The organism is Verrucosispora sp. WMMD703 (assembly GCF_049178935.1).
Lineage (GTDB): Bacteria > Actinomycetota > Actinomycetes > Mycobacteriales > Micromonosporaceae > Micromonospora > Micromonospora sediminimaris.
In genome coordinates this window covers 2,651,919-2,676,328 of sequence record NZ_JBMHMM010000004.1, presented here as the reverse complement: position 1 = coordinate 2,676,328, position 24,410 = coordinate 2,651,919, and the positions used below count along the sequence as shown (strand labels likewise).

Annotated in this window: 18 protein-coding genes and 1 tRNA gene; 4 read left to right on the top strand and 15 right to left on the bottom strand. The window is 70.9% G+C overall.

The window, feature by feature from the left end; translation table 11 throughout:
* Nucleotides 1-11: 11 nt before the first annotated feature.
* Nucleotides 12-3,011, bottom strand: coding sequence for a glycosyl hydrolase family 65 protein (locus tag ACN26Z_RS12810; protein ID WP_421461361.1), 3,000 nt, complete (start codon nucleotides 3,009-3,011; stop codon nucleotides 12-14).
* Between the two features lie 121 nt (nucleotides 3,012-3,132).
* Between ACN26Z_RS12810 and ACN26Z_RS12805 the strand changes: the two genes are divergently transcribed.
* From ACN26Z_RS12805 to ACN26Z_RS12795, 3 genes are all read left to right on the top strand, one after another.
* Nucleotides 3,133-5,205: a copper-translocating P-type ATPase gene (locus ACN26Z_RS12805; protein WP_421461359.1), complete on the top strand. Its 2,073-nt coding sequence runs from the start codon at nucleotides 3,133-3,135 to the stop codon at nucleotides 5,203-5,205.
* 813 nt (nucleotides 5,206-6,018) lie between these two features.
* Nucleotides 6,019-7,224, top strand: coding sequence for a PLP-dependent cysteine synthase family protein (locus tag ACN26Z_RS12800; protein WP_421461357.1), 1,206 nt, complete (start codon nucleotides 6,019-6,021; stop codon nucleotides 7,222-7,224).
* A complete protein-coding gene (locus tag ACN26Z_RS12795) occupies nucleotides 7,221-8,546 on the top strand; it encodes an MDR family MFS transporter (RefSeq protein WP_421461356.1) in 1,326 nt (441 codons plus the stop codon). Before ACN26Z_RS12800 ends, ACN26Z_RS12795 begins: the two co-directional genes overlap by 4 nt.
* 36 nt (nucleotides 8,547-8,582) lie before the next feature.
* Here the strand turns inward: ACN26Z_RS12795 and ACN26Z_RS12790 are convergent, their stop codons facing one another.
* The 10 genes from ACN26Z_RS12790 to ald form a co-directional block, all read right to left on the bottom strand.
* Nucleotides 8,583-8,819, bottom strand: a complete 237-nt coding sequence (locus tag ACN26Z_RS12790) for a hypothetical protein (protein ID WP_421461354.1) — start codon at nucleotides 8,817-8,819, stop codon at nucleotides 8,583-8,585.
* Nucleotides 8,820-8,936: 117 nt separating this feature from the next.
* Nucleotides 8,937-9,010 (bottom strand) — tRNA-Pro (locus ACN26Z_RS12785).
* Nucleotides 9,011-9,216: 206 nt separating this feature from the next.
* Nucleotides 9,217-10,617, bottom strand: coding sequence for a ribosome biogenesis GTPase Der (der, locus tag ACN26Z_RS12780; protein WP_282239090.1), 1,401 nt, complete (start codon nucleotides 10,615-10,617; stop codon nucleotides 9,217-9,219).
* Nucleotides 10,614-11,294, bottom strand: coding sequence for a (d)CMP kinase (gene cmk, locus ACN26Z_RS12775; protein ID WP_282239091.1), 681 nt, complete (start codon nucleotides 11,292-11,294; stop codon nucleotides 10,614-10,616). The genes der and cmk overlap by 4 nt, the downstream gene beginning before the upstream one ends.
* Nucleotides 11,295-11,441: 147 nt before the next feature.
* Nucleotides 11,442-12,212: a pseudouridine synthase gene (locus tag ACN26Z_RS12770; RefSeq protein WP_282239092.1), complete on the bottom strand. Its 771-nt coding sequence runs from the start codon at nucleotides 12,210-12,212 to the stop codon at nucleotides 11,442-11,444.
* The gene (gene scpB, locus ACN26Z_RS12765; RefSeq protein WP_421461353.1) at nucleotides 12,199-13,155 is read right to left on the bottom strand and encodes an SMC-Scp complex subunit ScpB; all 957 of its coding nucleotides are present in this window, start codon (nucleotides 13,153-13,155) and stop codon (nucleotides 12,199-12,201) included. Before scpB ends, ACN26Z_RS12770 begins: the two co-directional genes overlap by 14 nt.
* Nucleotides 13,152-14,315: a segregation/condensation protein A gene (locus ACN26Z_RS12760; protein ID WP_421464640.1), complete on the bottom strand. Its 1,164-nt coding sequence runs from the start codon at nucleotides 14,313-14,315 to the stop codon at nucleotides 13,152-13,154. Before ACN26Z_RS12760 ends, scpB begins: the two co-directional genes overlap by 4 nt.
* Nucleotides 14,316-14,430: 115 nt before the next feature.
* Nucleotides 14,431-15,354 carry a ParA family protein gene (locus tag ACN26Z_RS12755; RefSeq protein ID WP_093409734.1) on the bottom strand — a complete coding sequence of 308 codons (924 nt, stop codon included), beginning with the start codon at nucleotides 15,352-15,354 and terminating at the stop codon, nucleotides 14,431-14,433.
* A gap of 268 nt (nucleotides 15,355-15,622) precedes the next feature.
* Nucleotides 15,623-16,609, bottom strand: coding sequence for a site-specific tyrosine recombinase XerD (locus ACN26Z_RS12750; protein WP_421464639.1), 987 nt, complete (start codon nucleotides 16,607-16,609; stop codon nucleotides 15,623-15,625).
* A gap of 8 nt (nucleotides 16,610-16,617) precedes the next feature.
* Nucleotides 16,618-17,733, bottom strand: coding sequence for an alanine dehydrogenase (gene ald / locus ACN26Z_RS12745; RefSeq protein ID WP_093409739.1), 1,116 nt, complete (start codon nucleotides 17,731-17,733; stop codon nucleotides 16,618-16,620).
* Between the two features lie 229 nt (nucleotides 17,734-17,962).
* Between ald and ACN26Z_RS12740 the strand changes: the two genes are divergently transcribed.
* Entirely contained in the window at nucleotides 17,963-18,283 is a 321-nt protein-coding gene (locus ACN26Z_RS12740; RefSeq protein ID WP_232511426.1) for a TM2 domain-containing protein, read from the top strand.
* Between the two features lie 74 nt (nucleotides 18,284-18,357).
* Here ACN26Z_RS12740 and ACN26Z_RS12735 read toward each other — a convergent pair whose 3' ends face one another.
* The 4 genes from ACN26Z_RS12735 to ACN26Z_RS12720 all read right to left on the bottom strand — a co-directional run bounded on the left by ACN26Z_RS12735 (nucleotide 18,358) and on the right by ACN26Z_RS12720 (nucleotide 24,288).
* On the bottom strand, nucleotides 18,358-18,963 hold the full coding sequence (locus ACN26Z_RS12735; RefSeq protein ID WP_421461351.1) for an NUDIX domain-containing protein: 606 nt from the start codon (nucleotides 18,961-18,963) through the stop codon (nucleotides 18,358-18,360).
* A 70-nt stretch (nucleotides 18,964-19,033) separates the two neighbouring features.
* Nucleotides 19,034-20,773 (bottom strand): CTP synthase, encoded by a 1,740-nt coding sequence (locus ACN26Z_RS12730; RefSeq protein ID WP_421461350.1) that lies wholly within the window; start codon nucleotides 20,771-20,773, stop codon nucleotides 19,034-19,036.
* Nucleotides 20,774-20,908: 135 nt separating this feature from the next.
* Nucleotides 20,909-23,164 carry a hypothetical protein gene (locus ACN26Z_RS12725; protein ID WP_421464638.1) on the bottom strand — a complete coding sequence of 752 codons (2,256 nt, stop codon included), beginning with the start codon at nucleotides 23,162-23,164 and terminating at the stop codon, nucleotides 20,909-20,911.
* Complete coding sequence (locus tag ACN26Z_RS12720; RefSeq protein WP_421464637.1) at nucleotides 23,164-24,288, bottom strand: glycosyltransferase family 4 protein; 1,125 nt, start codon at nucleotides 24,286-24,288, stop codon at nucleotides 23,164-23,166. Before ACN26Z_RS12720 ends, ACN26Z_RS12725 begins: the two co-directional genes overlap by 1 nt.
* Nucleotides 24,289-24,410: the final 122 nt, after the last annotated feature.

Genomic DNA, 24,410 nt, shown 5'->3' with positions numbered 1-24,410 from the left:
GGCGAACTCCGTCAAGACTGCGGATCCCGGCCGGGCGGTGCCGGCTTAACGGGGACGGTGATTGTCTGCCCGCTGCTGATGGTCGTCGGGGGATGACCGGCGACGCGTACGGTGACCGGTCCTGCGTTGCAGGGTGACACGGCCAGGGTGAGGTCGTGCCGGGTGACGGTGAGGTGCAATTGGTGGCCGCGGTAGGTGAGCAACGTGTGGAGGCTGACCATTTCCTGCGGCAGCCGCGGGTTGAGCCACAGGGCGTCGTGGCGGGTCTCCAGACCGAGGTAGCCGCGTTCGGCCAGGTCGAGGGTGCCGGCCATGGCACCCAGGTGGATGCCCTCGCGGGTGGTGCCGTCCTGGGTGTCGCTGATGTCGGCAGACAGCGCCTCGGTGAAGAACCGCCAGGAGGCGGCGCGGTCGGTGCGCGCCTGCACCCACGCGTACACGACGCGGCAGAGGGTGGATCCGTGGCTGATTCGCTCGACGTAGTACTCCACCGTGCGCCGCAGTGCCGGCCTCGGCCACCGGTAGCCGAGGCCGGCGAGTAGATCGCGCAGCTCTTCTGCGGAGAGCAGGTAGAGCAGCATGAGCACGTCGGCCTGCTTGCCGATCTGGTAGCGGTTGGGTGAGTCGCCCTCGGCGGCGAGGATGAGATCGAGGCGGCCGATGTTGCCGTACCGGGCGGTGTAGCTCGGGAGGTCGAACTCGGCCAGGTCGGCGTACCCGTCGAACTGGCTGATGATCTGCCGGCCGTGGAACGGCACGTACATGCGGCTGGTGATGTCCCGCCAACGGGCCAGTTCCTCCGTCCCGACGCCGAGCGCGTCGGCCGGATTGCCGCCGTCGTGACAGCCGAGCAGATCGATCACCTCACGGACGCGGTGCAGCAGCCACACGGTCATCACGTTGGTGTAGGCGTTGTTGGTGAGCCCCGGCGTATCGGCGTCGGGGTAGCCGTCGTGGAACTCGTCCGGGCCCATCACCCCGGTGATCCCGTACCGTCCGGTGGCCGGGTCTTCCTCGGCCAGGTCGGCGAAGAAGCGGGCAATCTCCACCATCAACTCCGCACCGTACGTACGCAGGAAGTCCAGGTCACCGGTGGCCTGGTAGTACTGCCAGACCGAGTAGGCGATCGCCAGGCCGACGTGCCGTTGAAGCGCCGAGTGGTCCGGCATCCACTGGTTGCTGCGCGTGTTGAACAGCTCCGTCGGGGTTTCGTCGCGGCCGTCGCTGCCCGACTGCCACGGGAACATCGCACCCGTGCGGCCCACCGCCGCCGCGGCGGTTCGGGCGGCGTCGAGCCGCCGCCAGCGGTAGAGCAGCAGGGCGCGGCTGACCTCGGGCAGGTGCAGCACGAGCACGCGGTGCACGAACACCTCGTCCCAGAAGATGTGGCCCCGGTAGCCCTCCCCGTGCAGGCCCCGCGCCCCGACGCCCACGTCGAGGTCGACCAGGTTCGTCGAGGTGGCGGTGAGCAGGTGATAGGTGTGCAGGTTGAGCGCCAACGCCGGCATGCCGGTGTCGGTACGCAGTTCGACGTGGCTGCGTTCCCACAGCCGCCGCCAGGCGTGCACGTGGGCGGTGAGCAGGTCGTCGAACGAACCTGCTCGGGCCACCGCCTGCCGTGCGGCCGTGGCAGGTTCGGTTACCGCCCGGTCCCGGGAGGTGTAGATGGCCACCGTCTTCTCCACCCGTACCGGCCGGCCCTCGCAGACGGGAATCGTAAAGGTCTCCGCAGGTCGCCCGGTGGTCATCTCGACCTGGCGCTGCACGTCGGCCTGCGCATCGGGCACCAGCACCCGGGTACGCGCGGCCAACGCGACGTCGATCCCGGACTGGCTCGTGCGTACCCGCAACCACAGCCCGACCGGATCGTCGGGCCCCTGCCCCGCCGGCTGCAGGTGCCGGCCGGCCAGGGGCGCGTACTCGGCGACCTGACGGTTGGTGACCTGGCCGTCGATGGCCGAACACACGTGCAGCGTGCCTGACCAGTTCTCCGGGACGAAGGTCGCGTGCATGGCGGCGAGATGCGGAGCGGCCATCGACACCAGGGTCGCCGACACGACCGTCGTCGCCCGGCCATCGCCGTCGACGTACCGGTAGTGGCGGTGGAGTACGCCGGCGCGCAGGTCCAGGGTCTGCCGGTACTCGCTGACCCCCGGCCCGTCCGTGCTCACCCACCGATCCTGGTCGACGCCCCATCGCAGCACCAGCCAGTTGGGCAGGTTGACCAGGCTCTCGTCCTCGTGGACGTGACCGTGGACGCGGGTGCGCAGCCGGTTGAACACCCCGGCGGCGTAGGTGCCCGGATAGTGCACCGGCCCGGCGTCGACCTCTGGGGCGGCTCCCCGGGCAGCCAGGTAACCGTTACCGACCGTGCACAGAACCTCCCGGATCCCCTCGCCGTCCGGATCCACACCGGCGTAGTCGAGCAACCATCCAGCGTGCCCCACACTCGCCTCGATTGTCCGGCTGGTCTGCCACCAGCGGCGCCGCGCCGCGTCCTCGTCGATGCCAACGGCCCCCAGACTCGTGAAAACCAGGTCGGCACCGTGCCGAGACAGCTCCGCCGTTGCCCCACCGTCCCGGTCCAGACCGATGACCAGACCGAACCCGGCCGACCGGGCGGCCAGCACACCCGCCTTCGTGGCGTCGACGACACCAGCCCGCGCGGGATGCACCCCCAGCGTCCCCGCTGCGAGCAGCAGCGTGGCCGGCTCCGAACCGGCCCTCTCCGGCTGTTCCTTGTCGTCGGCGCCGACGACGGCGGTGAACAGTTCCGCAAGCCCGCCAGCCCTCAGTGCCTCCCGGCAGCGTCGGTGAGCGACCACCACAGCCGTGGACAACCCGAGATCACGCAGACGTTCGACCAACTCAACCGTGTCCGGAAAGGCCGTCACATCCGGAGCCACGTCCCGCAGCACCACGTCGAGGTCGAACAACACCGCGTCGAGCCGTTCGAGCGGCAGCCGGACCGCCCCCGGCAGGATCTTCCGGGGCTCGCTGCCGCTGCTCACCCCTGCCCATGAAACACAACCGAACATCCGGTGCGGATACCCCGAAACCGGACGCCGATGCCCCTACTGCGAATGGCCCTTCGCGCCGCGATCGATTCGGTGACACTGAGCCGGGGGTGCCATGAGTCACGACAACGAACACCGGCCGCCGCCGGAGCAGCCCGACGCGGGTCACGCTGGACCACACCGGAGTCACGACAAGCACGCCGGGCATGACCCGGAGGCATTCCGCCGCAAGTTCTGGCTCTCCCTGGCGCTGACGATCCCAGTCATCCTCACCAGCCACCTGGTGATGCAGTCGCTGAACTACTCGCTGGACTTCCCCGGGATCACCCTGATCGGCCCGGTGCTCGGCTCCATCGTGTTCTTCTACGGCGGGTGGCCGTTCCTGGTCGGCGCCGTCCGGGAGGTCCGCGACCGGGCACCCGGGATGATGCTACTGATCGGCCTGGCGATCACCGTTGGCTACCTTGCCTCGCTCGCCACCAGTCTGGGCACTTTCAACCTGGACTTCTGGTGGGAGATGTCCGCGCTGGTGACCGTCATGCTGCTCGGGCACTGGCAGGAGATGAAGGCCATCGGCCAGGCCCGGGGTGCGTTGGCCGCGTTGGCCGAGCTGCTGCCCGACGACGCCGAGCGGGTCGGTCCCGACGGCGGCGTGCAACGGGTGAAGGTACGCGAACTGCGGGTCAAGGACCTGGTGCTGGTTCGCCCGGGTGCCCGAGTTCCCGCCGACGGGCACGTCATCGACGGCAACGCCGACATCGACGAGTCGATGATCACCGGCGAGTCGCGGCCGGTGCCGCGCGGCGTCGGCGCCCGCGTGGTGGCCGGCTCGGTGGCCACCGACTCCGCGATCCGCGTGCAGATCGACGCGGTGGGCGAGGACACCGCTCTGGCCGGCATCCAGCGGCTGGTCGCGGAGGCCCAGGCCGCCGGCGGGCGTGCCCAGGACCTCGCCGACCGGTTCGCCGCAGTGTTGTTCTACGTCGCCACGGCCGTGGCCGTGCTCAGCCTCGTGGTCTGGACGGCCATCGGAAACCTGGGTGAGGCAGTCGTCCGCACCATCACCGTCCTGGTGATCTCCTGCCCCCACGCGCTCGGTCTGGCGATCCCCCTCGTCATCGCGCTGTCCACCGGCCTGGCCGCCAGCAACGGCATCCTGGTCAAGCACCGGCTCGCCCTGGAGCGGATGCGCCAGGTCGACGTCGTCCTGTTCGACAAGACCGGCACACTCACCAAGGGCGAGCACACCGTCACCGCGGTCGCCGCCGCCGACGGAACCAGCGAGGACGATGTGCTGCGCCTGGCCGCCGCCGTCGAAGCCGAGAGCGAGCACCCGCTCGCCCGCGCCATCGTCAAAGCGGCAAAGGAAAACGGACAACAGGCGACCGCCACCCAGTTCCAGGCGCTGCCCGGCCGCGGCGTGCAGGCCAGCATCGACGGCTCCCGGTACGCGGTGGGTGGGCCCGCCCTGCTCCGCGAACAACAGATCCAGGTGCCCGACAGTCTCGCCCGGACGGCCGAAGACTGGTCCGGGCGGGGCGCCTCGGTGCTGCACCTGGTCACGCTGGACCGGACACCGCGAGCGCTCGGTGCGATCGCTTTGGAGGACGAGGCACGCCCCGAAGCCCGGGATGCCATCGAACAGCTACGCCAGCTCGGCGTACCGAAGATCGCCATGATCACCGGCGACGCCCGGCCGGTCGCCGAGGCAGTCGCCGCCGACCTGGGCTTCCGGCACGGCGTCGACGAGGTCTTCGCCGAGGTCTTACCCGCCGACAAGGACGACAAGGTCAGCGAACTACAGGCCCGGGGCCTCACCGTGGCGATGGTCGGCGACGGCGTCAACGACGCCCCCGCACTGGCCCGCGCCGACGTTGGCATCGCCATCGGCGCCGGCACCGACGTGGCGATCGAAACCGCCAGCGTCATCCTTGCCTCCTCCGACCCACGCGGCGTCGCCAGCAGCGTCCGCCTGTCCAAAGCGTCGTACCGAAAAATGATCCAGAATTTGGCCTGGGCCGCCGGCTACAACGTCATCGCCATCCCAGCCGCCGCCGGAGTATTCGCCGGGGCCGGCCTCGTCCTCAGCCCCGCCGCCGCCGCCGTACTCATGTCCGCCTCCACCATCGTGGTCGCCCTCAACGCCCAGACACTGCGCCGGGTGCAGCTGGCCCCCGAACCGCAGTGACGCGAGGACGACCTTGCAGGTGAGGTTCCCGGTAGCTCGGAGGCGTCCTCGACACGGGAGGCGCGGTACCGGTTACCCCAAAGCCGGCATCCGTGGTGAAGCGTCTGGTAACGAACTATGTAAACAAATAGCGTTTCCCGTAACAAATCTTCCAACTGCAGTAGCGCACCGATACAGTCAGCTCGGTCTGTCCGGCTAGGTACTGCTGACCGAAAGGTCCATGGTGCACCGACCTGTCATGCGAGCCCTCATGCTGCTGGCTCTACTGATCTGCGTCGCCACGGTGCACCATGACGCCACCCATGATCATGCAGGTCACGCCGCTGCGACGACGGCATCGACCAACACCGACGAGCCGTCGCCTGGCGAGGTGACTGACGGCAGCCTGACGGCCTCGGCAGACGGCCACGCCGGGGGTGTTGGTCACAGTGCTCACGGAAGCTCCTGTGAAACTGTGTTTTCCGTCGGTTGGCGCACCGGCACGCCCGCTTCGCCGGGCGTTGTCTCCACGCCACCAGCCACTGACGTTGAAAGCGACCTCGCCGGCACAGCCGTACATCCGATGGTCCGTCCCGGACGGATCCTTCTGCTGCACGTGTGCGTCAGTCGAACGTGACATCACCGGCAACCTGACATCAGCGCACAGCACAGCGCCGCGCCTTGGTTCTGAACCCGTCTGCCCTTCAGGCGTGCCCGAGCCGCGGTAGCGCTGTCCGCCCTCGCACATCTTCGGACGCTTCATCCGACATGCCTCGCCTCATGCTGCCCGCTCCACATCGATGTCGCTACGTCACGCCGCTGAAAGGACCCATCGTGGTCAACCGTGCTTCTATCTGTCCTGCTGACCTGCCGACACTGAGTCAGCTGATCGTCAGTTCGCCCTGCCACCTGCTCGACCAACTCGTCGGTAACACCCCGGTGTTGTGGACCCCCGACATTGGCGGCTCGACGCGCGGGTTCTGGGCCAAACTCGAAGGGCACAATCCCGGCGGCCTCAAGGACCGACCCGGTCTGCACTTGGTCAAGTGCGCTCGGGAAAGCGGCGACCTGGCGCCAGGCGCCCCGGTCGTCGAGTCCACGTCGGGCACCCTGGGGCTGGGGCTCGCGCTGGCAGGGATGGTGTACGGACATCCCGTCACCCTGGTCACGGACCCAGGCATGGAAGCGCCGATGCGCAACCTGCTGTCCGCCTACGGCGCCCGCGTCGATGTTGTGCACGAGCCGCACCCGACGGGCGGCTGGCAGCAGGCCCGCCGCGACCGTGTTGCGGAGCTGATCAACGAACACCCGGGTGCGTGGTGCCCGGACCAGTACAACAACCCCGACAACGTCGACGCCTACCAAGGTCTCGCCTTGGAGCTCGCCGCCCAGCTCGGACGCATCGACGTCCTCGTGTGCAGCGTGGGTACCGGCGGGCACAGCGCCGGCGTCACCCGGGTGCTGCGCCAGTTCTTCCCGGACCTACGTCTGGTCGGCGTCGACACGACCGGTTCCACCATCTTTGGTCAGCCGGCCCGCCCCCGGCGAATGCGTGGACTGGGCAGCAGTATCTACCCACGCAACGTCGACTACGGCGCCTTCAACGAGGTCCACTGGGTCACCGCCCATGAAGCGGTCTGGGCCTGCCGGCGGATGGCCGCCGACAGATACGTCACAGGAGGCTGGAGCGTCGGCGCGGTGGCCCTGGTGGCCTCGTGGCTGTCACGCACCCTGCCGGATGCCATCCGCATCGCCGCGATCTTCCCGGACGGACCGCAACGCTACGCCGAAACGATCTACAACGACGCCTACTGCCGGCAGCACAACCTGTTGGACCGGGCCCCGGCATCAGCGCCGGAGTACATCAGCCACCCCCGCGAACGCGAGGTTATCCGGTGGACCCGGTGCACCACCGTGCTGGACCCCGTCGCGATCGACAACCTCACGGACAACGGCGCGTCGCAGGCGGCGGTGGCACAACCCGGGTCCGGCCGGCGGACCTCCACCGCGCTGGTGGACCCCGTCAGGGAGCCCGCGTGAGGGCAGCCCTGTCGCAGGTCGGCTCGTTCAACCGGCCCATCCAGCTGCTTCTGATCAACCAGCTGACGATCAACGTCGGCTTCTACATGCTCATGCCATACCTGGCCGGTTACCTGTCCAACAACCTGGCCATGGCCACCTGGATGGTGGGCCTCATCCTCGGCATGCGCAACCTCAGCCAGCAAGGCATGTTCCTCATCGGCGGCAGTCTCGCCGACCGCATCGGGTACAAACCGATGATCCTGGCCGGACTCGCACTCCGGGTGGCGGGCTTCGCCATGCTCGGCTTCACGCAAGCGGTGCCGACCCTGCTGGTGGCCTCCGCGTTGACCGGCCTGGCCGGTGCCCTGTTCAACCCCGCCGTTCGCGCATACCTGGCTGCCGAAGCCGGGGAGCGCAAGGTGGAAGCGTTCGCCCTGTTCAACGTCTTCTACCAGGCGGGCATCCTCGTCGGTCCGCTCATCGGCCTGGCGCTGCTCGGGGTCGCGTTCCGGTGGGTGTGCGTCGTGGCTGCCGCGCTGTTTCTCATTCTGCTCGTCTTGCAGGCCCGCGCGTTGCCGTCCCGGCGTGGCACCGGCGACAAACCGCAGCAGAGCATGCTGGCGGACTGGCGGCAGGTCGTGCGACACCGGCCGTTCCTGCTGTTCTCCCTAGCCATGATCGGCTCGTACGTGCTCAACTTTCAGGTCTACCTGGGCCTGCCGATCGAGGTCCGACGAGTCACCGGCGGCGAGGCCGGCGTCGCGGCGCTGTTCGCCATCTCCGGGATACTCACCGTGATCGGGCAGGTCCGACTCACCAACAGAATAAAGGCACGGTGGACACCTGCCCACGCCATCGCCCGAGGGCTGCTGCTCATGGGAGCATCGTTCGTGCCGTTGGCGCTGGCTGCCGGGCTACCATCGGCCAACACGAGCCGACCGCTCGGCTGGCTCGATTATCTGCTTGCGTTGGCTCCGGTCCTGATCAGCACAGTTCTCCTGACGTTCGCCACCATGATCGTGTACCCGTTCGAGATGGCCACCATCGTCAACCTCGCCGGCGAACGAACCGTCGCCACGTACTACGGCTTCTACAACACCCTGTCCGGTATCGGCATCGCCGCCGGTAACCTGCTCACCGGCTTGGCCTTGGACGCCGGCCGCAGCAGCGGCTTCCCCGCTCTGCCGTGGATAGGGCTGACCGCGACCGGGATCGTCTGCGCGACCGCGATCGCGGCACTTGGCAAGCGCGGCAACTTCACCTCGCAGGCAACGGTTGCGCTTACGGAAGCAACACCGCCCGCCGCGCCGACCCACCCCGTTACGGCAAACAGCCGCTGACCGCTGCCCAGCGCTTAAGGGTGGGGTCGACCTCCGCTACCGGTCGACCCCACCCATGGCATCGCCGATGCCACACTCGCGGCACTGGTACTTCGCGTCCGAATCGAGCGCATGGCAGCCAGTCTGCTCAGTACGGTGATAGCCACGAAGCCTGACATTTCGATAATTGAGCGACGGTTGTATCTCAGCATCGGCGAGCCCGGCTTTGTCACCGGAGGACCAGACACGGCGGATGCGGGTGATCGCCGGTGCGCTCGAGGCATACGTCGCCATCTGCGAGATCCTGCACTGCCGAAATCCGGATCCCACGCCTCCTCTGGAGGACGTGGCCACGTGGACCGTCGCTGTTGACGTAAATAAAATAGGCCAGCTCAGCTGGCCTATTTTAAGTCGGGACGGCCGGATTCGAACCGACGACCCCTTGACCCCCAGTCAAGTGCGCTACCAAGCTGCGCCACGTCCCGATTGCCACCACCGGGATCTCCCCGCGACAGCCGGTACAGCTTAGCGCAGGCTCCGCTCCGCTCGCACCGACCCCTCCTGGCACCCCAGTGGCGCTGGAGCCGCGCCAGAGCTGGCTACTGTGGCGCGACGACGCACCCCACCACCGCTAGGGCGTCCTAGGAAACTGGTTAACTTGGGCGGTTCGCGCGCAGCGGGGAGCCGAGGGTCAGCCGTGGGCTTTGCCGCGGCCGCCGGGTCCGAGCTTCTTGCGGGGGCGTACCGAGATCTCGATCGGGCTGCCCTCGAAGCCGAACTCCTCGCGCAGCTTGCGCTCGACGAAGCGCTGGTAGCCGGCGTCCAGCGGACCGGTGGTGAAGAGCACGAAGCGCGGCGGGGCCACCCCCGCCTGGGTGGCGAACAGGATCCGTGGTGCCCGACCGCCACGCACCGGGTGCGGGGTGGCCTGGACCAGGGCGGTGAGCCACGCGTTGAGCTGTGCGGTGGGGATCCGCGTCTCCCAGCTGTCCAGCGCCCGGTGCAGGGCGGCGGCGAGCTTGTCGACCGCCCGGCCGGTCTTCGCCGACAGGTTCAGTCGGATCGCCCACGGGATGCGACGCAGCTCCCGCTCGATCTCCTTGTCCAGGTAGTACCGGCGGTCGGCATCGACCAGGTCCCACTTGTTGAAGGCGATCACCAGCGCCCGGCCGGACTCGGTGACCATGGACAGGATCCGCTGGTCCTGCTCGCTGATCGGCTCGCTGGAGTCCAGCAGCACCACCGCCACCTCGGCCGCCTCGATCGCCGAGGCGGTACGCAGGCTGGCGTAGTACTCGGTGCCGCTGGCCCGGCCGACCCGCTTGCGCAGCCCGGCCGTGTCCACCAGGTGCCAGGTGTCGCCGCCGATGGTGACCAGGCTGTCCACCGGGTCGACGGTGGTGCCGGCGACCGCGTCGACCACCGCCCGTTCCTCGCCGGAGAAGCGGTTCAGCAGGCTGGACTTGCCGACGTTCGGCCGCCCCACAAGCGCCACCCGACGTGGGCCCCGAGGGCGGTACTCCGCCACCTTCGGCGCCTCCGGCAATGCCGCCAGGATGGCGTCGAGCAGGTCACCGGAACCACGTCCGTGCAGTGCCGAGACCGGGTGCGGTTCGCCGAGGCCGAGTGACCACAGCGAGGTGGCCTCCAGCTCGATGTTGGTGTTGTCGGCCTTGTTGGCCACCAGGATCACCGGCTTGGCGCTGCGGCGCAGCATCTTCACCGCCGCCTCGTCGACGTCGGTGGAGCCCACCGTCGCGTCGACCACGAAGACCACCACGTCGGCGGTCAGCACGGCGGTCTCGGCCTGGGCGGCGATCGCTGCGGCGCGATCCTTCGCGTCTGGTTCCCAACCGCCGGTGTCCACCACGGTGAACGCCCGCCCGGACCACTGCGCGTCGTAGGGGACCCGGTCGCGGGTGACCCCCGGGACGTCCTCGACCACCGCCTGGCGGCGGCCGATGATGCGGTTCACCAGCGTGGACTTGCCCACGTTGGGGCGGCCGACCACGGCCACCACCGGTTGTGGACCGGTCTGCTCCTCGGTGTCCAGGTCCGGCTCACGCAGCTCGACCCAGCCGTCGTCACTCACGCCACTGACCGTTCGGCAAGTAGGGCCCGCAGGCGCGCCACGACCTCGTCGATACCGAGCTCGGTGGTGTCGAGCACCACCGCGTCCGGCGCCTGGGCCAGCGGGTCGGCCTTGCGGGTCGAGTCCAGCTGGTCACGCCGGGCCAGGTCGGCGGCGGTGGCGGCGACATCGGAGGCGTTCTCGGCGCTCCGCCGCGCGGCACGTGCCGCGGCCGACGCGGTCAGGTACACCTTCAGGTCGGCGTCGGGCGTCACCACGGAACCGATGTCCCGTCCCTCGACCACGATCCGACCAGCCTTGTTGATCATGTCCCGTTGGCGGGCCACCAGCAGCGCCCGGACCGCCGGCACGGCAGCCACGGCCGAGACTGCGGCGGTCACCTCGGGGCCACGGATGTCGGTCTCGACGTTCACCCCGTCGACAGTCACGCCGTACCCCGCGGGGTCGGTGCCGATGCGCAGATCGACCTCGCCGGCGACCTTCGCCACCGCCTGCGCGTCGGTCAGGTCGACGCCGGAGCGCAGCACCGCCCAGGTGATCGCCCGGTACATCGCACCGGTGTCGAGGTAACGCCCGCCGAGGCCCGTCGCGAGCCGTCGGGAAACGGTGGACTTACCCGAACCGGACGGCCCGTCCACAGCGACCACGCAGCGCCCGGCCCGCACGTTTTCCTCCACCGTCGTCCTCCTCAGCCCGTACCTCACGATCCGTCGGAGACGACCGCGAGCGGTTGACCACACAAGTCCAATGATGCCCGGCGCCGTGCAGCGCCACCGGCCGGGCCGTCAGGCAGCCTACCCGCAGCCGTACCCGCGACTGCCGCCTCAGTCACCCACGGCCTTGAACAGGGCGGCGACCTCCGCGTTGGTAAGCCTCCGGGTCCGCCCGGCACGCAGGTCGCCGAGCCGGATCGGCCCGATGGAGGTACGCACCAGCCGGCTCACCGGGTGGCCGACCTCCGCGAGCAGTCGGCGTACGATGTGTTTGCGGCCTTCGTGCAGAGTCAGCTCGACCTGAGCGGTACGCCCCAGACTGTCCACCACTCGGAAGGCGTCGACGGTCACCGGTCCGTCCTCCAGCTCGACCCCGGCCGCCAACCGCTTGCCGAGGTTGCGGGGAATCGGGCCGGAAACCTCACATAGGTAGGTCTTCGGCACCCCGTAGGAGGGGTGCATCAGCCGGTGGGCCAGGTTGCCGTCGTTGGTGAGCAGCAGCAGGCCCTCGCTGTCCGCGTCGAGCCGCCCGACGTGGTAGACGCGCTGCTCGACCCGGTTGCCGAGAAAGTCGGCGAGCGCGGTACGCCCCTTCTCGTCCGCCATGGTGGAAACCACCCCACGCGGCTTGTTCATCGCCAGGTAGACCAGCCGGGTGTCGGCCGCCAGCCGCTCGCCGTCGACGTGGATGACCGCCGTGGTCGGGTCGACCTTGTCGCCGAGCTGCGCCACTCGCCCGTTGACCGTCACCCGCCGACGGAAGATCAGATCCTCGCAGGCACGCCGGGAGCCGACACCGGCGGCGGCGAGCACCTTCTGGAGGCGTTCCGGGCCGGTGTAGACGGGGGCGTCGGGGCGGGGGGTGCGGTCATCGCGCGGCATCGGCAAGCTCTTCTACGTCGTCGGGGAGGAAAGGGGCCAGGGGCGGCAGGTCGTCGAGACTGTTCAGGCCGAGCTTCTCCAGGAACAGGGTGCTCGTCCGGTACAGGTAGGCCCCGCTGTCGGACTCGGTGCCGCACTCCTCGACGAGGCCGCGAGAGACCAGGGTACGGATCACCCCGTCGCAGTTGACACCGCGGATGGCGGAGATGCGCGACCGGGTCACCGGCTGCTTGTACGCCACCACGGCCAGGGTCTCCAGCGCGGCCTGGGTCAGCCGGACCGACTGCCCGTCGAGAATGAACCGCTCGACGTAGGTGGCGTATTCCGGTCGGGTGTACAGCCGCCACCCGCCCGCCGCCCGACGCAGCTCGAACCCGTGGCCGGCGGCGGTGAAGCTGGCGGCGATCTCGTCCAGCATCGGGCCGATCCGCTCGGCCGGTTGCTCCAGCACCTGGGCGAGGACGAGTTCGCTCACCGGTTCGTCGACCACCAGCAGGATCGCCTCCAGCGCGCCGCGCAACTCCGTGTCGTCGAGTTCCGGTGCCGGCTCCGGTACCGGCCGGACCCGCGCCCCTGACCGCTTCCGCCCCAGATCCGGAACCCCCTCCCCCGTCCTCCCACCATCCCCGCCCCCTTCCTCACCGCGCCCCTCGACCAATTCGATCTTGGACGGGAACGGCCCCTGGAGGGGCACCTCCGCACCAAGGTCCGCGGCCTCCTCCACCACCGCAACCGAGGCGGCGGTGGATGGAGCAGCGGGATCGGCGGGCGAGGCCGGATCAGTGGACGGGCCGGGATCAGTGGACGGGCCGGGCTCGGTGGTTGGGCCGGGCTCGGTGGTTGGGGCGGAGTCCTCTGGTGGGGCGGGAGCCGGGCGTTGCCACGGCGGCACCCAGGCGGCGGCCTGCTCGGCCAGGGAGTCCGACCGCTCTTCGTTGCTCATCCAGCACGCTCCTCGGTCGTTCCCATCGCCTCAGCCTCGTCGGCCCCAGCACCCCCGACACCGCCCTCGTCAGCACCGTCACCAACCGGGCTCTCGGCCGCCACCACGGTGCCACCCGCCTGCGGCCCGGCGGACAGCTCCGGGGACGACTCGTCGGACAGCTCCGTGGACGGCCCGTCGGACAATTCGCCGGTCGGGCTGGCGGACGGCTCCGGGGCCGGAGCGGGCTGCCCCGAGGACGGCTCGGGTGGTGTCCCGGCGTACTCGTCGATGGCCAGCGCCGGCCCGCCGTCGGCGGGACCTGTCCAGCGCACGGTCAACTCCTCCAGCGCCTGCTCCTGCACGAAGGCCACCACACCCTGTCGGTACAACTCCAGCAGGGCGAGGAACCGGGCAACCACCTCCAGGGTGGCCTCACAGTCGGCGCAGAGCAGCGAGAAGCTGGCGGTGCCGGCCCGACGCAGCCGTTCGGCGATGATGCCGGCGTGTTCCCGGACGCTGACCCGGACCATGTGCACGTGGGCGACGGACACCTCGGGCACCGGTTTCGGGGTCATCGCCCGCACCGCCAGCTTGAGCAACCGTTGCGGGCCGACGCCGAGCACCAGGTCGGGCAGCGCCTCGGCGTAGCGGGCTTCGAGGGTGACGGCCCGCGGGTAGCGCCGACCACCGACCTCCTCCAGTGCGGCGATGTGCGCCGCCGCCTCCTTGTATGCCTTGTACTGCAACAGCCGGGCGAAGAGCAGGTCCCGCGCCTCCAGCAGGGCCAGATCCTCCGGGTCCTCGACCTCGGCGGCGGGCAGCAGCCGGGCGGCCTTCAGGTCGAGCAGGGTCGCGGCGACCAGTAGGAACTCGCTCGCCTCGTCCAGGTCCCAGTCGTCGCCCATGGCCCGGATGTAGGCGATGAACTCGTCGGTCACCTGGTGCAGAGCGACCTCGGTGACGTCGAGCTTGTGCTTGCCGATCAGTTGCAGCAGCAGGTCGAACGGGCCGGTGAAGTTGGCCAACCGCACGGTGAACCCGGTGCCCTCCGCCGGCTCCGCGGCCACCGCCGGCCCGGTCGGCACCGCCGGCTCCGCGGCCACCGCCGGCCCGGTCGGCACCGCCGGCTCCGCGGCCACCGCCGGCTCAGCTGGCACCGCCGGCTGAGCAACGATCATCGGCTCCCCGCCGGGGTCCGGGACGGGTGGGTCAGCCGCAGCGGTCGGGTCGAGGGGCGGGGCGCTCACGCCGACGACGGTAGTCCACGGTCGGGACACCTCGGTTCAGCGCCTCCTACCGCTCGGCCTGCGCGGCGATCACCTCGCGGGCCAGCTGACGGTAGTTGCGGGCACCCGAGGACGCCGGGTCGAGCGTGGTGATGGGTGAGCCGGCGACGGTGGACTCGGGGAACTTCACGGTCTTGGTGATCACCGTCTGGTAGACCTTGTCGCCGAACGCCTCGACAACCCGCTGGAGCACCTGCCGACAGTGCGTGGTGCGGCTGTCGTACATGGTCGCGAGGATCCCCTCGAGCTCCAGGTCGAAGTTGAGCCGCTCACGCACCTTGTCGATGGTGTCCAGCAGCAGCGCCACGCCGCGCAGGCTGAAGAACTCGCACTCCAGCGGGATGAGCACGCCGTGCGCGACGGTCAACGCGTTGATCGCCAGCAGACCGAGTGACGGCTGGCAGTCGATCAGGATGTAGTCGTACTCCTTGCGGATGCTCTTGAGCACCCGGGCCAGAGCCATCTCGCGGGCGACCTCGTTGACCAGCTGGATCTCGGCGGCGGAGAGGTCGATGTTCGCCGGCAGCAGGTGCAGCCCGGCCACATCGGTCTTGATGAGCACGTCGTCGGCGGTGACGTCGTCCTGCATGAGCAGGTTGTAGACCGACAGGTCCAGGTTGTGTGGGTTGACGCCCAGCCCGACGGAGAGGGCGCCCTGCGGGTCGAAGTCGACCAGGAGCACCTTGCGACCGTACTCGGCAAGTGCGGCACCGAGGTTGATGGTCGTGGTGGTCTTGCCGACGCCGCCCTTCTGGTTGGCCATCGCGATGATGCGGGCCGGCCCGTGCCGATCGGTGGGCATCGGTTCCGGGATCGGCTTGCGCATGGTGTAGGCGGCCGGGTCCGCCGGGCCCAGATCCGAGCCGAGGGCGTTCTGCTGCTCGCGGAGCTCCGTCGTCCAGGTCTCGGCACGGTCACCGTTGCCAGCCATGTCCTCGATGCCCCCTCCCGACGACCGTGCGGCGTCGGAGCCGCCCGACGTCCTTCGCGGTGCCGCTGCGCACCCCGGTCCACTCGCCGCGAGGGCCGCGCCATGCCGACTGTACGCCACCGGCCAGCAGGGCGTTCGGCACCCGCTCGGCGTGTCGGCCGGTAGCACCGACCACCAGCAGGTCAGGCCGTCAGCACCCGGCCGGCTCCGGGCTGCGACCACACCGCCGGTCACCGGCCGAGCAGGTGCGGCGGGCCACCGTCGACGGTCAGTTCAGCGCTCGGGGATGTGCGGTGGCGTAGACCTCGCGCAACCTGTCGACGGTGACCAGTGTGTAGACCTGGGTGGTGGTGACCGAGGCGTGGCCGAGCAGTTCCTGCACCACCCGCACGTCGGCCCCACCGTCGAGCAGGTGGGTGGCGTACGAGTGGCGCAACGTGTGCGGTGACACGGCCTTGGGGCCCTCGACGGTCAGCCCGGCCCGCTGCGCGGCGCGGCGCAGGATGGTCCAGGCGCCCTGCCGGGTCAGCGGGCCGCCCCGGGCGTTGAGGAAGATCGCCGGAGTGCCCCGGCCGGCGGCGGCCAGCCCCGGCCGGGCGCGCACCAGGTACGCGCCGAGCGCCCGCAACGCGTACCCGCCGATCGGCACCAGGCGGGTCCGGCCGCCCTTGCCACGTAGCACCGTCACCCCGTCGTCGAGGTCCACGTCGTCCACGGCGGTGCCGACGGCCTCCGAGATCCGCGCTCCGGTGCCGTACAGGAACTCCAGCAGCGCCCGGTCGCGCAGCGCCAACGGGGCGGCGTCCCCCGCCGCGTCGACCGGGCCGGCGGTCTCCAGCAGGGCGACCACGTCGTCGACCGGCAGCGCCCGGGGCAGCCGTCGGGGTGCGGCGGGGGGCCGCACGTCCCGGCTCGGGTCGGCGCCGACCAGGCCCTCGCGTAACGCGAACCGGTGCAGTCCGCGTACCGCGCTGGCGGCGCGGGCCGCCGAGGAGACCGCGAGCGGCGGGTGACCGTCGGCGCCGGAGCGCAGCCGGGCCAGGTGGCGTTCGATCTCCCCGGTGGAGACGGCCGACAGGTCGGTCACCCCGACGGTGGCCAGCGACCCGAGGTAACGGTCCAGGTCCCGACGGTACGAGGCGAGCGTGTTCGCGGCCAGTCCACGTTCGACGGTGAGGTGGTCCAGGTAGCCGCGGACGGCACGACGCAGGGCCGGCGCGGGTTGCTCGCCCCCGCCGGCCTCGCCGTCGGTCAGCCGGTCGGTCAGGCCAGCACCTCGGTCAACGGCAGGGTGGGCAGGCCGTGCGCCTCGGCGACCGGACCGTAGACGACCTGCCCGTCGTGGGTGTTCAGGCCCAGCGCCAGCGCCGGGTCGTGACGCGCGGCCTCGCGCCAGCCGTGGTTGGCCAGTTCGAGGGCGTACGGGAGGGTGACGTTCGTCAGCGCGTAGGTGCTGGTGTTCGGCACCGCACCGGGCATGTTCGCCACGCAGTAGAAGATCGAGTCGTGCACCCGGTAGACCGGGTCGGCGTGGGTGGTGGGCCGCGAGTCCTCGAAGCAGCCACCCTGGTCGATCGCGATGTCGACGAGCACGCTGCCCGGCTTCATCCGGGAGACCAACTCGTTGGAGATGAGCTTCGGCGCCTTCGCGCCGGGCACCAGCACCGCGCCGATGACCAGGTCCGCGTCAAGCACCGCACGCTCGATCTCGTACGCGTTGGAGGCGACGGTCTGCAGGTGGCCCCGGTAGATGGCGTCGGCCTGGCGCAACCGGCCGACGTTCTTGTCCAGCAGCAGCACCTCGGACTGCAGGCCCAGGGCGATCGCGGCCGCGTTCATGCCGGAGACACCGGCACCGATGACCACGGTCTTGGCCGCGTACACACCGGAGACGCCGCCGGGCAGCACCCCACGGCCACCGCCGGTACGCATCAGGTAGAAGGCGCCGACCTGCGGGGCGAGTCGTCCGGCCACCTCGGACATCGGGGCGAGCAGCGGCAGCGACCGGTCCGGCAGCTCGACGGTCTCGTAGGCGATGCCGGTCACCTTCCGGTCGAGCAGGGCCTGGGTGCAGTCCCGGGAGGCGGCCAGGTGCAGGTAGGTGAAGAGCACCTGTCCTTCGCGCATCCGGTGGTACTCCTCGGCGACCGGCTCCTTGACCTTCAGCACCAGGTCGGCGGCGTCCCAGACCTCGTCGGCGCTCTCCAGGATCTTGGCGCCGGCGGCGGCGAACTCCTCGTCGGTGATGCTCGACCCGAGCCCGGCGCCGGCCTCCACGAAGACCTGGTGGCCGCCGCGGGTGAACTCGTTGACGCCCGCGGGCGTGATCGCCACCCGGTACTCGTGGTTCTTGACCTCGCGTGGGATGCCGACCTTCACGATGCTGACACCTCTCTTCGGGGCACGTTCACCCCGACTGCGCGGTGCCGCGGCGGCCCCATTGCCGCCCCGGTCATCCGGTCCCGCCGGCGGCAGTCTAGGCGTGACCGCACGTCAGCGGAGCCTGCACTGTGACACCTGCTCGCCATGGCCGTTGACGATGTGTCAGGTGTGAGTACCCGGGCCGGCGGTGGACGTCACATCAGCCGTCAGGACAGTCTTCGGCACCATCGTCCCATCTGGTGCACACCGGTGCGGACAACGCGTTAGTGGATCACTATTGTGTCGCCCCATGACCACTCCTCCAATGCAGCCCGGGTACCCCCAGGGCGTTTCTGACAAGAGCAAGGTCGTCGCGGGCGTCCTGCAGATCGTGCTGGGCGGCTTCGGCGTCGGCCGGTTCTACATGGGCGACACCAAGACGGGCGTCATTCAGCTGATCGTCACCCTCGTGACCTGCGGTATCGGCAGTATCTGGGGCCTCGTCGACGGCATCCTGATCCTGGTGAACGGCGGCGTCGACGGACAGGGCCGGCCGCTGCGCGACTGACCCACGAGACCACGCGGGGGCCGGGCGGTGCACCGCCCGGCCCCCGCGTCGTGTTCCACGGGACCGCGTACCGGTCAGCGGGGCAGCGGGGCGTCCGCCCGGCGCAACCCCGACCAGCCGGCGTCGCGGGCGCGGGCGGCAGCGAGCAGCCCGGCCACACACGGTCCGTTGCTGATCTCCCCCGCCAGCACCATGCCGACCGCCTCGTCCAGGTCGATCCGGACGATCTGCAGGTCGGCCTCCTCGTCATGACGGTCGTGTCGCTGCTCCACCGGCACCTCGCCGAGATCCCGCGCCAGGAAGACCCGGACCAGCTCGTCGGTGAACCCGGGCGAGCTGTGCACGTCGACGAGCACGTCGAGCCGGCCGGCGGTGAGATCGACCTCCTCGGCCAGCTCACGCGTTGCCGTCACCGACGGGTCCTCTCCGGAGACGTCGGTCAACCCGGCCGGCAACTCCCACAACCGCCGGCCCACCGGCTGACGGTACTGCCGGATCAACACCACCTGACCGGCGTCGTCAAGCGCCACCACCGCCACCGCGCCGACGTGCCGGACGAGGTCACGCGCGGCGGTGCCACCGCCGGGCATGGTGACCTCCTCGGTGACCACCTCGAAGATCCGGCCGCGGTAGCGCAACTCCCGCGACCGCACCTCGTAGCGGTGCTCGACGGCGCTCATCGGCCCACCACCGGGTCACCCGCGCCGGCCTCGGCCCTCATCGCCCCTTCGATTCCTGCGGACCGTCCGCTCACGAGGCCGAGGCCGCCTTCGTGGCGGCGCCGTTGCGGGTCGCCCGCTCGGCGGTGGCCCCGTCCAGATCGACCGGGAGCTGGTCGGCGTGCGAGTACGTCACCGCGGCGTGGACGAAGGCCGCGAACAGCGGGTGCGGCCGGGTGGGGCGGCTCTTGAGTTCCGGATGCGCCTGGGTGGCCACGAAGAACGGGTGCAGATCGCGGTCCAGCTCGACGAACTCGACAAGCCGACCGTCCGGCGAGGTGCCCGAGATGTGCAGCCCGGCCTTGGCGAGCTGGTCGCGGTAGGCGTTGTTCACCTCGTACCGGTGCCGATGCCGCTCGCTGACCTGGGTGCTGCCGTACGCCTCAGCGACGATCGACCCCTCGGTGAGCGTCGCCGGGTACGCGCCCAGCCGCATGGTGCCGCCCAGGTCGCCCTTGCCGGCGACGATATCCTGCTGATCGGCCATGGTGGCGATGACCGGGTGCACCGCCTCGGCATCGAACTCCAGAGAGTTGGCGCCGTCCAGGCCGGCCAGGTGCCGGGCCACCTCGATGGTCATGCACTGCAGGCCCAGGCAGAGCCCGAGCAGCGGAATGCCGTTCTCCCGGGCGTACCGGGCGGTGCCGATCTTGCCCTCGATGCCCCGGACGCCGAAGCCGCCGGGGATGACGATGCCGTCGACCCCGGCCAGGGCGGCCGCCGCACCGGTCGGGGTGACGCAGTCGTCGCTCGGCACCCACCGCAGGTGGACCCGGGCCCGGTGGCCGAAGCCGGCCGCCCGGATCGCCTCGCTGACCGACAGGTACGCGTCGGGCAGGTCGACGTACTTGCCGACCAGCGCGACGGTGATGGTGTGCCGGGGCTGGTGCACCCGCTCCAGCAGGTCGTCCCAACCCTCCCAGTCCACGTCCCGGAAGGAGAGGTTCAGCCGGCGCACCACGTACGCGTCGAGCCCTTCCCGGTGCAGCACCTTCGGGATGTCGTAGATGCTGGGCGCGTCCGGCGCGGCGATCACCGCTTCGGCGTCGACGTCGCAGTAGAGGGAGAGCTTGTGCTGGAGCTTCTCCGGGATGTCCCGATCGGAACGGCACACGATGGCGTCGGGCTGGATACCGATGCTGCGCAGCTGGGCGACCGAGTGCTGGGTCGGCTTCGTCTTCAGCTCCCCGGAGGGGGCGAGGTAGGGCACCAGCGAGACGTGCAGATAGAAACAGTTGTCGCGACCCAGGTCGTGGCGTACCTGCCGGATCGCCTCCAGGAACGGCAGCGACTCGATGTCACCGACCGTGCCGCCGACCTCGGTGATGACCACGTCCGGGGTGCGGCCGTCGTCGTCCGGGTCGGCCATGGCCAGGATCCGGGACTTTATCTCGTTGGTGATGTGCGGGATCACCTGGACGGTGTCCCCCAGGTACTCACCGCGCCGCTCCTTGGCGATCACCTCGGAGTAGATCTGGCCGGTGGTGACGTTGGCCTTGCCGGACAGCGACCGGTCCAGGAAACGCTCGTAGTGGCCGACGTCGAGATCCGTCTCGGCACCGTCCTCGGTCACGAAGACCTCACCGTGCTGGAACGGGTTCATCGTGCCCGGGTCGACGTTGAGGTACGGGTCGAGCTTCTGCATCACCACGCGAAGCCCCCGCGCGGTCAGCAGGTTGCCGAGACTGGAGGCGGTGAGCCCCTTACCCAGCGAGGAGGCGACGCCTCCGGTGACGAATATGTGCCTGGTCGTCCGTGCTGAAGGGGCCAAGGCCTGCTCCCGTGTCGTCCGTCGCGGTCGTGCAGACCGCCGAGCCGATCAGCGAAGTGATCACGCGATCCACGGGATTCCACGGTAACACCTCCCCAACGGCCGGCCGGTGCCGCACCCGGTACCGCCGCCGAGTCACCCGGTCGCGACCTCGGCCGACGACCGTGCGCCCGGCCCGTCACCGCCCGGCCTGTCACCGGTTGACCCGCCATCAGCCGGCCCGCCGCCGTCCGGCCCGCCATCGTCCGGGCGACTACCGTCCGGCCCGCCGCCGGCCGGGCGGTCCGCTCCCGGCTGGGTGCGGTCCGCCGAGTGGTCGAGCACCCGCAACGCCGACAGCGCCGCCAACGGCACCACCACGGCTGCCGCAGCCCCGGCCACGTCCAACGCCGCGGCGCTGAGCAGCCCGCCGATCACCGCCGCCACCGCGGTGCCCGCCATCGCCGCCCGGATCGCCGGGTAGATGCCGAACAGCCGCATCAGCCCGCCCCAGGGTTGCAGCAGCGCGAACCAGACCAGCAACGCGCCGGCCAGCGCCAGCACCGTCAGCGGACTGTTGACAAGCGTGTCGAAGCTCGCGGCGCTGGACCGCTGCACGGTCAGCCCGCCGGTACCGTCGCCGAGCGCGGCCAGGAACCGGCCGAGGCTGCCCCGCTCCGCCGGGGTCCGACCCAGATCCACCACCGCGAACCCGACCGTCACGGCCAACCCGGCCATCGCCGCCCAGGCGAGCCGGGTCAACGTCAGCCAGCCACCCGCGCTGATCGCCGCCGCCACGCTCACTCCAGCGGTCAGGGCGATCGCGCCGATCGAGTCGGCGCCCAGATACGCGCTGCCGACGATCACCACGGCGGCCCCGCCGACGACGACCATGACGGTCGGACGCCAGCCACGGCGCACCCGCTGGGCGAGCCAGCCGGCGCTGAGCAGGGCGGCGGCAGCGAAGACGCCGAGACCGACGGTACCGAGGCCGGCATAGCGGCCCCCTTCCAGCGCGGAGTAACCCACCACCCCGTTGAGCTGCAACCGGGCCCCGGTCACGACGTCCAGGCCAACGGCCAACATGGTCAGCCCGGCTACCGCGCCGAGCGGACCCAGGGTGGCGCGGTAACCGGGTGTCAGCCGAACCAGCAGCGTCGCGGCAGCCAGCAACACGGCGGTCAGCCCGGCGAACGAGGCCGCCGGATACGCGAAGCGCCACCACGGCGCGGCCTCGGCGACCAGCGCCGCCGGTATCGCGAGCGCGGCGGCGACAAGCAGCACCTCCACCGTCGCCACCACCGGACGCGGCACCGGTTTCGGTCCGTACGGCCCGGCGTGCCGGCGGGCCCGGCGCAGCAGCGGCAGCACCGCCACCGCGAGCGCCACCTGAACGACGGCCAGCAGGGTGAAGAACCCGCCGGCCACCTTCCGTTGCGCGGCGGCTTCCCGGTCCGCGTCCGCCGGCTCGGCGATCGCGGCGGACAAATCGGCCGGCCGGCCGTCGACCGACTCGGCGGGCCGGCCGAGGAACGGCCGGTCGGGCATCGGACGACCCAGGACGGTCAGCGCGGTCGGGGCCAGGTCGATCAGTTGCAGATAGCCACGGCGGTCCGTGCTGGGCGAGGTCAGCCAGCCCTCTTCCCAGCCCGGACCGTGGGCAACGGCCACGTGCAGCCGGGACGGCAACTGAGTGTCGGAGACCCCGGCGACGATCACGAGCGATCGCGGCGGCCGGCCGTCGAGCACCCGGGCCAGTTGCGCGTCGGCAGCCCGAGCCGCCGCCGCCCGTACCGCCGGGTCGTCGCCCTCCACCGTGCCGAGATCGACGATGCTGAGCACGCAGGAGCCGAGCAGCCCGGCGGGATCCGCCGGCAGCGTCGGCGCGTACCGGTCGACCCGACCGAACGGTCGGGCGGCGGCCACCGCCGCGCCCGGTCCGACCGCCACCGAACACCGCACCGACTCCGACAGCGCACCGGGTACCGTGCCCCACGGCAACCGCTCCTGGTTGTGCACGGCAACGCTCTCCTGATCCGGCAGGTTCGCGCCGATGCCGTCCGGCTGCTCCACCGTCACGTCGACGGGCGGACACTGCCCGTCCCCGCCGCGGCTGCCGGGCCAGGCGGCAAAGCTGCCCGCGCCGAGCGTCAGCCAGCCGTCCACGGGACAGGTGGGTCGATGTGCGGACCGCACCGACAGCGACCCGATCGAGCCCTCGCGGGCCAGCCGCCACAGCGTCGGCGTACGCTCCGCGTCCACATCGTCCCAGCGCAGCCCGGCCACGCCGACGAGAACCACATAGTCGGCGCTCTGCCGGGCCGGCGGGCTCTGCGGGCGGGCGGCCAGCGCGGTGACCCCGAGCGCCACCACCACCAGGGTTAGCAGGACCGGAGCGATACGGCGCAGCATCACCGGCGTCCCGTCGACGGTGCGTCTGCGTCCGGCGATGCCGGCCCGGCCGGGCCGGGTGTCAGCTCGGCGTAGAGCGCGAGCAGTTGGGTGCGGGTCTGCGCCTCCGTCGGCCAGGTCAGTGCCCGCGCCGCGCCGCGCCGCGCCAGTTCGGCGCGGCCGGCCTCGTCGTCGAGCAGGCCGCGCACCGCCGCGTCGACCGCGTCCACATCACCTGGCGACACCAGCACCGCCGCGTCACCGACCAGTTCCGGCAGCCCACCCACCGCGGTCGCCACCAGCGGTACGCCGGCCCGCAGCGCCTCCTGCGCGAACAGTTGACGGGCCTCCCAGTCGCTGGTCACCACCGCGAGGTCGGCGCCGGTGAGCAGATCGGCCACGTCCGTGCGGTGCCCCAGCAGGGTGACCGGTGCGCGGGCGGCGCTGATCCGGGCGGCCAGCGGCAGGTAGGCCGGTCCGCTGCCGGCGATCACGACAACCGGCGGCGGGGTGCGCTCCCGCCATCGGGCGGCCGCGTCGACCAGGACGTCGTACCGCTTCTGCGGATGCAGCCGGCCCACCGACAGGATCAACGGCTGGTCGGCCGCGACCGCGAACTCGGCCCGCACCGCGGCCCGGCGACGACGCGGCGCGGGCAGTTCCGGCGCGGCGACCGGGGCGAGCCGGGCATCCCCCGCGCCCAACACGACGGCCCGCGCCACCAGGTCACCCGAGGCGCCGAGGGTCACCCGGGCGTTCCGCGCCACGATCCGCTCCACCAACCGGGACAGGGCACCGCGTACCCCGCCGGCCAGCACCGCGTTGTGCCAGGTGACCACGAGCGGGGCCGCCGGCCGGGCCAGCACCGCCACCAGCCCGGCGCGCAGCCCGTGCGCGTGCACCACGCTCACCTGCTCGGCGGCGAGCAGACGGCGCAGCACGCCGACGGCGCGGGCGTCGCCCGGCGTGGGACTCGCCGGAATCTCCACCGGCCGGAACCGGGCACCGGCGGCCACGAAGTCGAACTGGTCCTGGGTCGCCGCCGGCCCGCAGACCAACACCGGCTGCCCGGCCTCGGCCAGCCCGCGCGCCACCGACCGGACATGCTGACCGACCCCGCCGGTGCTGGAAGCCAACAGCAACATCACCGTCCCCGGCTGGCCCGGAACGGCCGCCGGCCCATTCGTCGCGCTCACCGGACCCACTCTCCGTTCGCGACCGGGGGGCTCGCAAGCTCACTCCTCGCGCTCACCGGACCGACACTCCG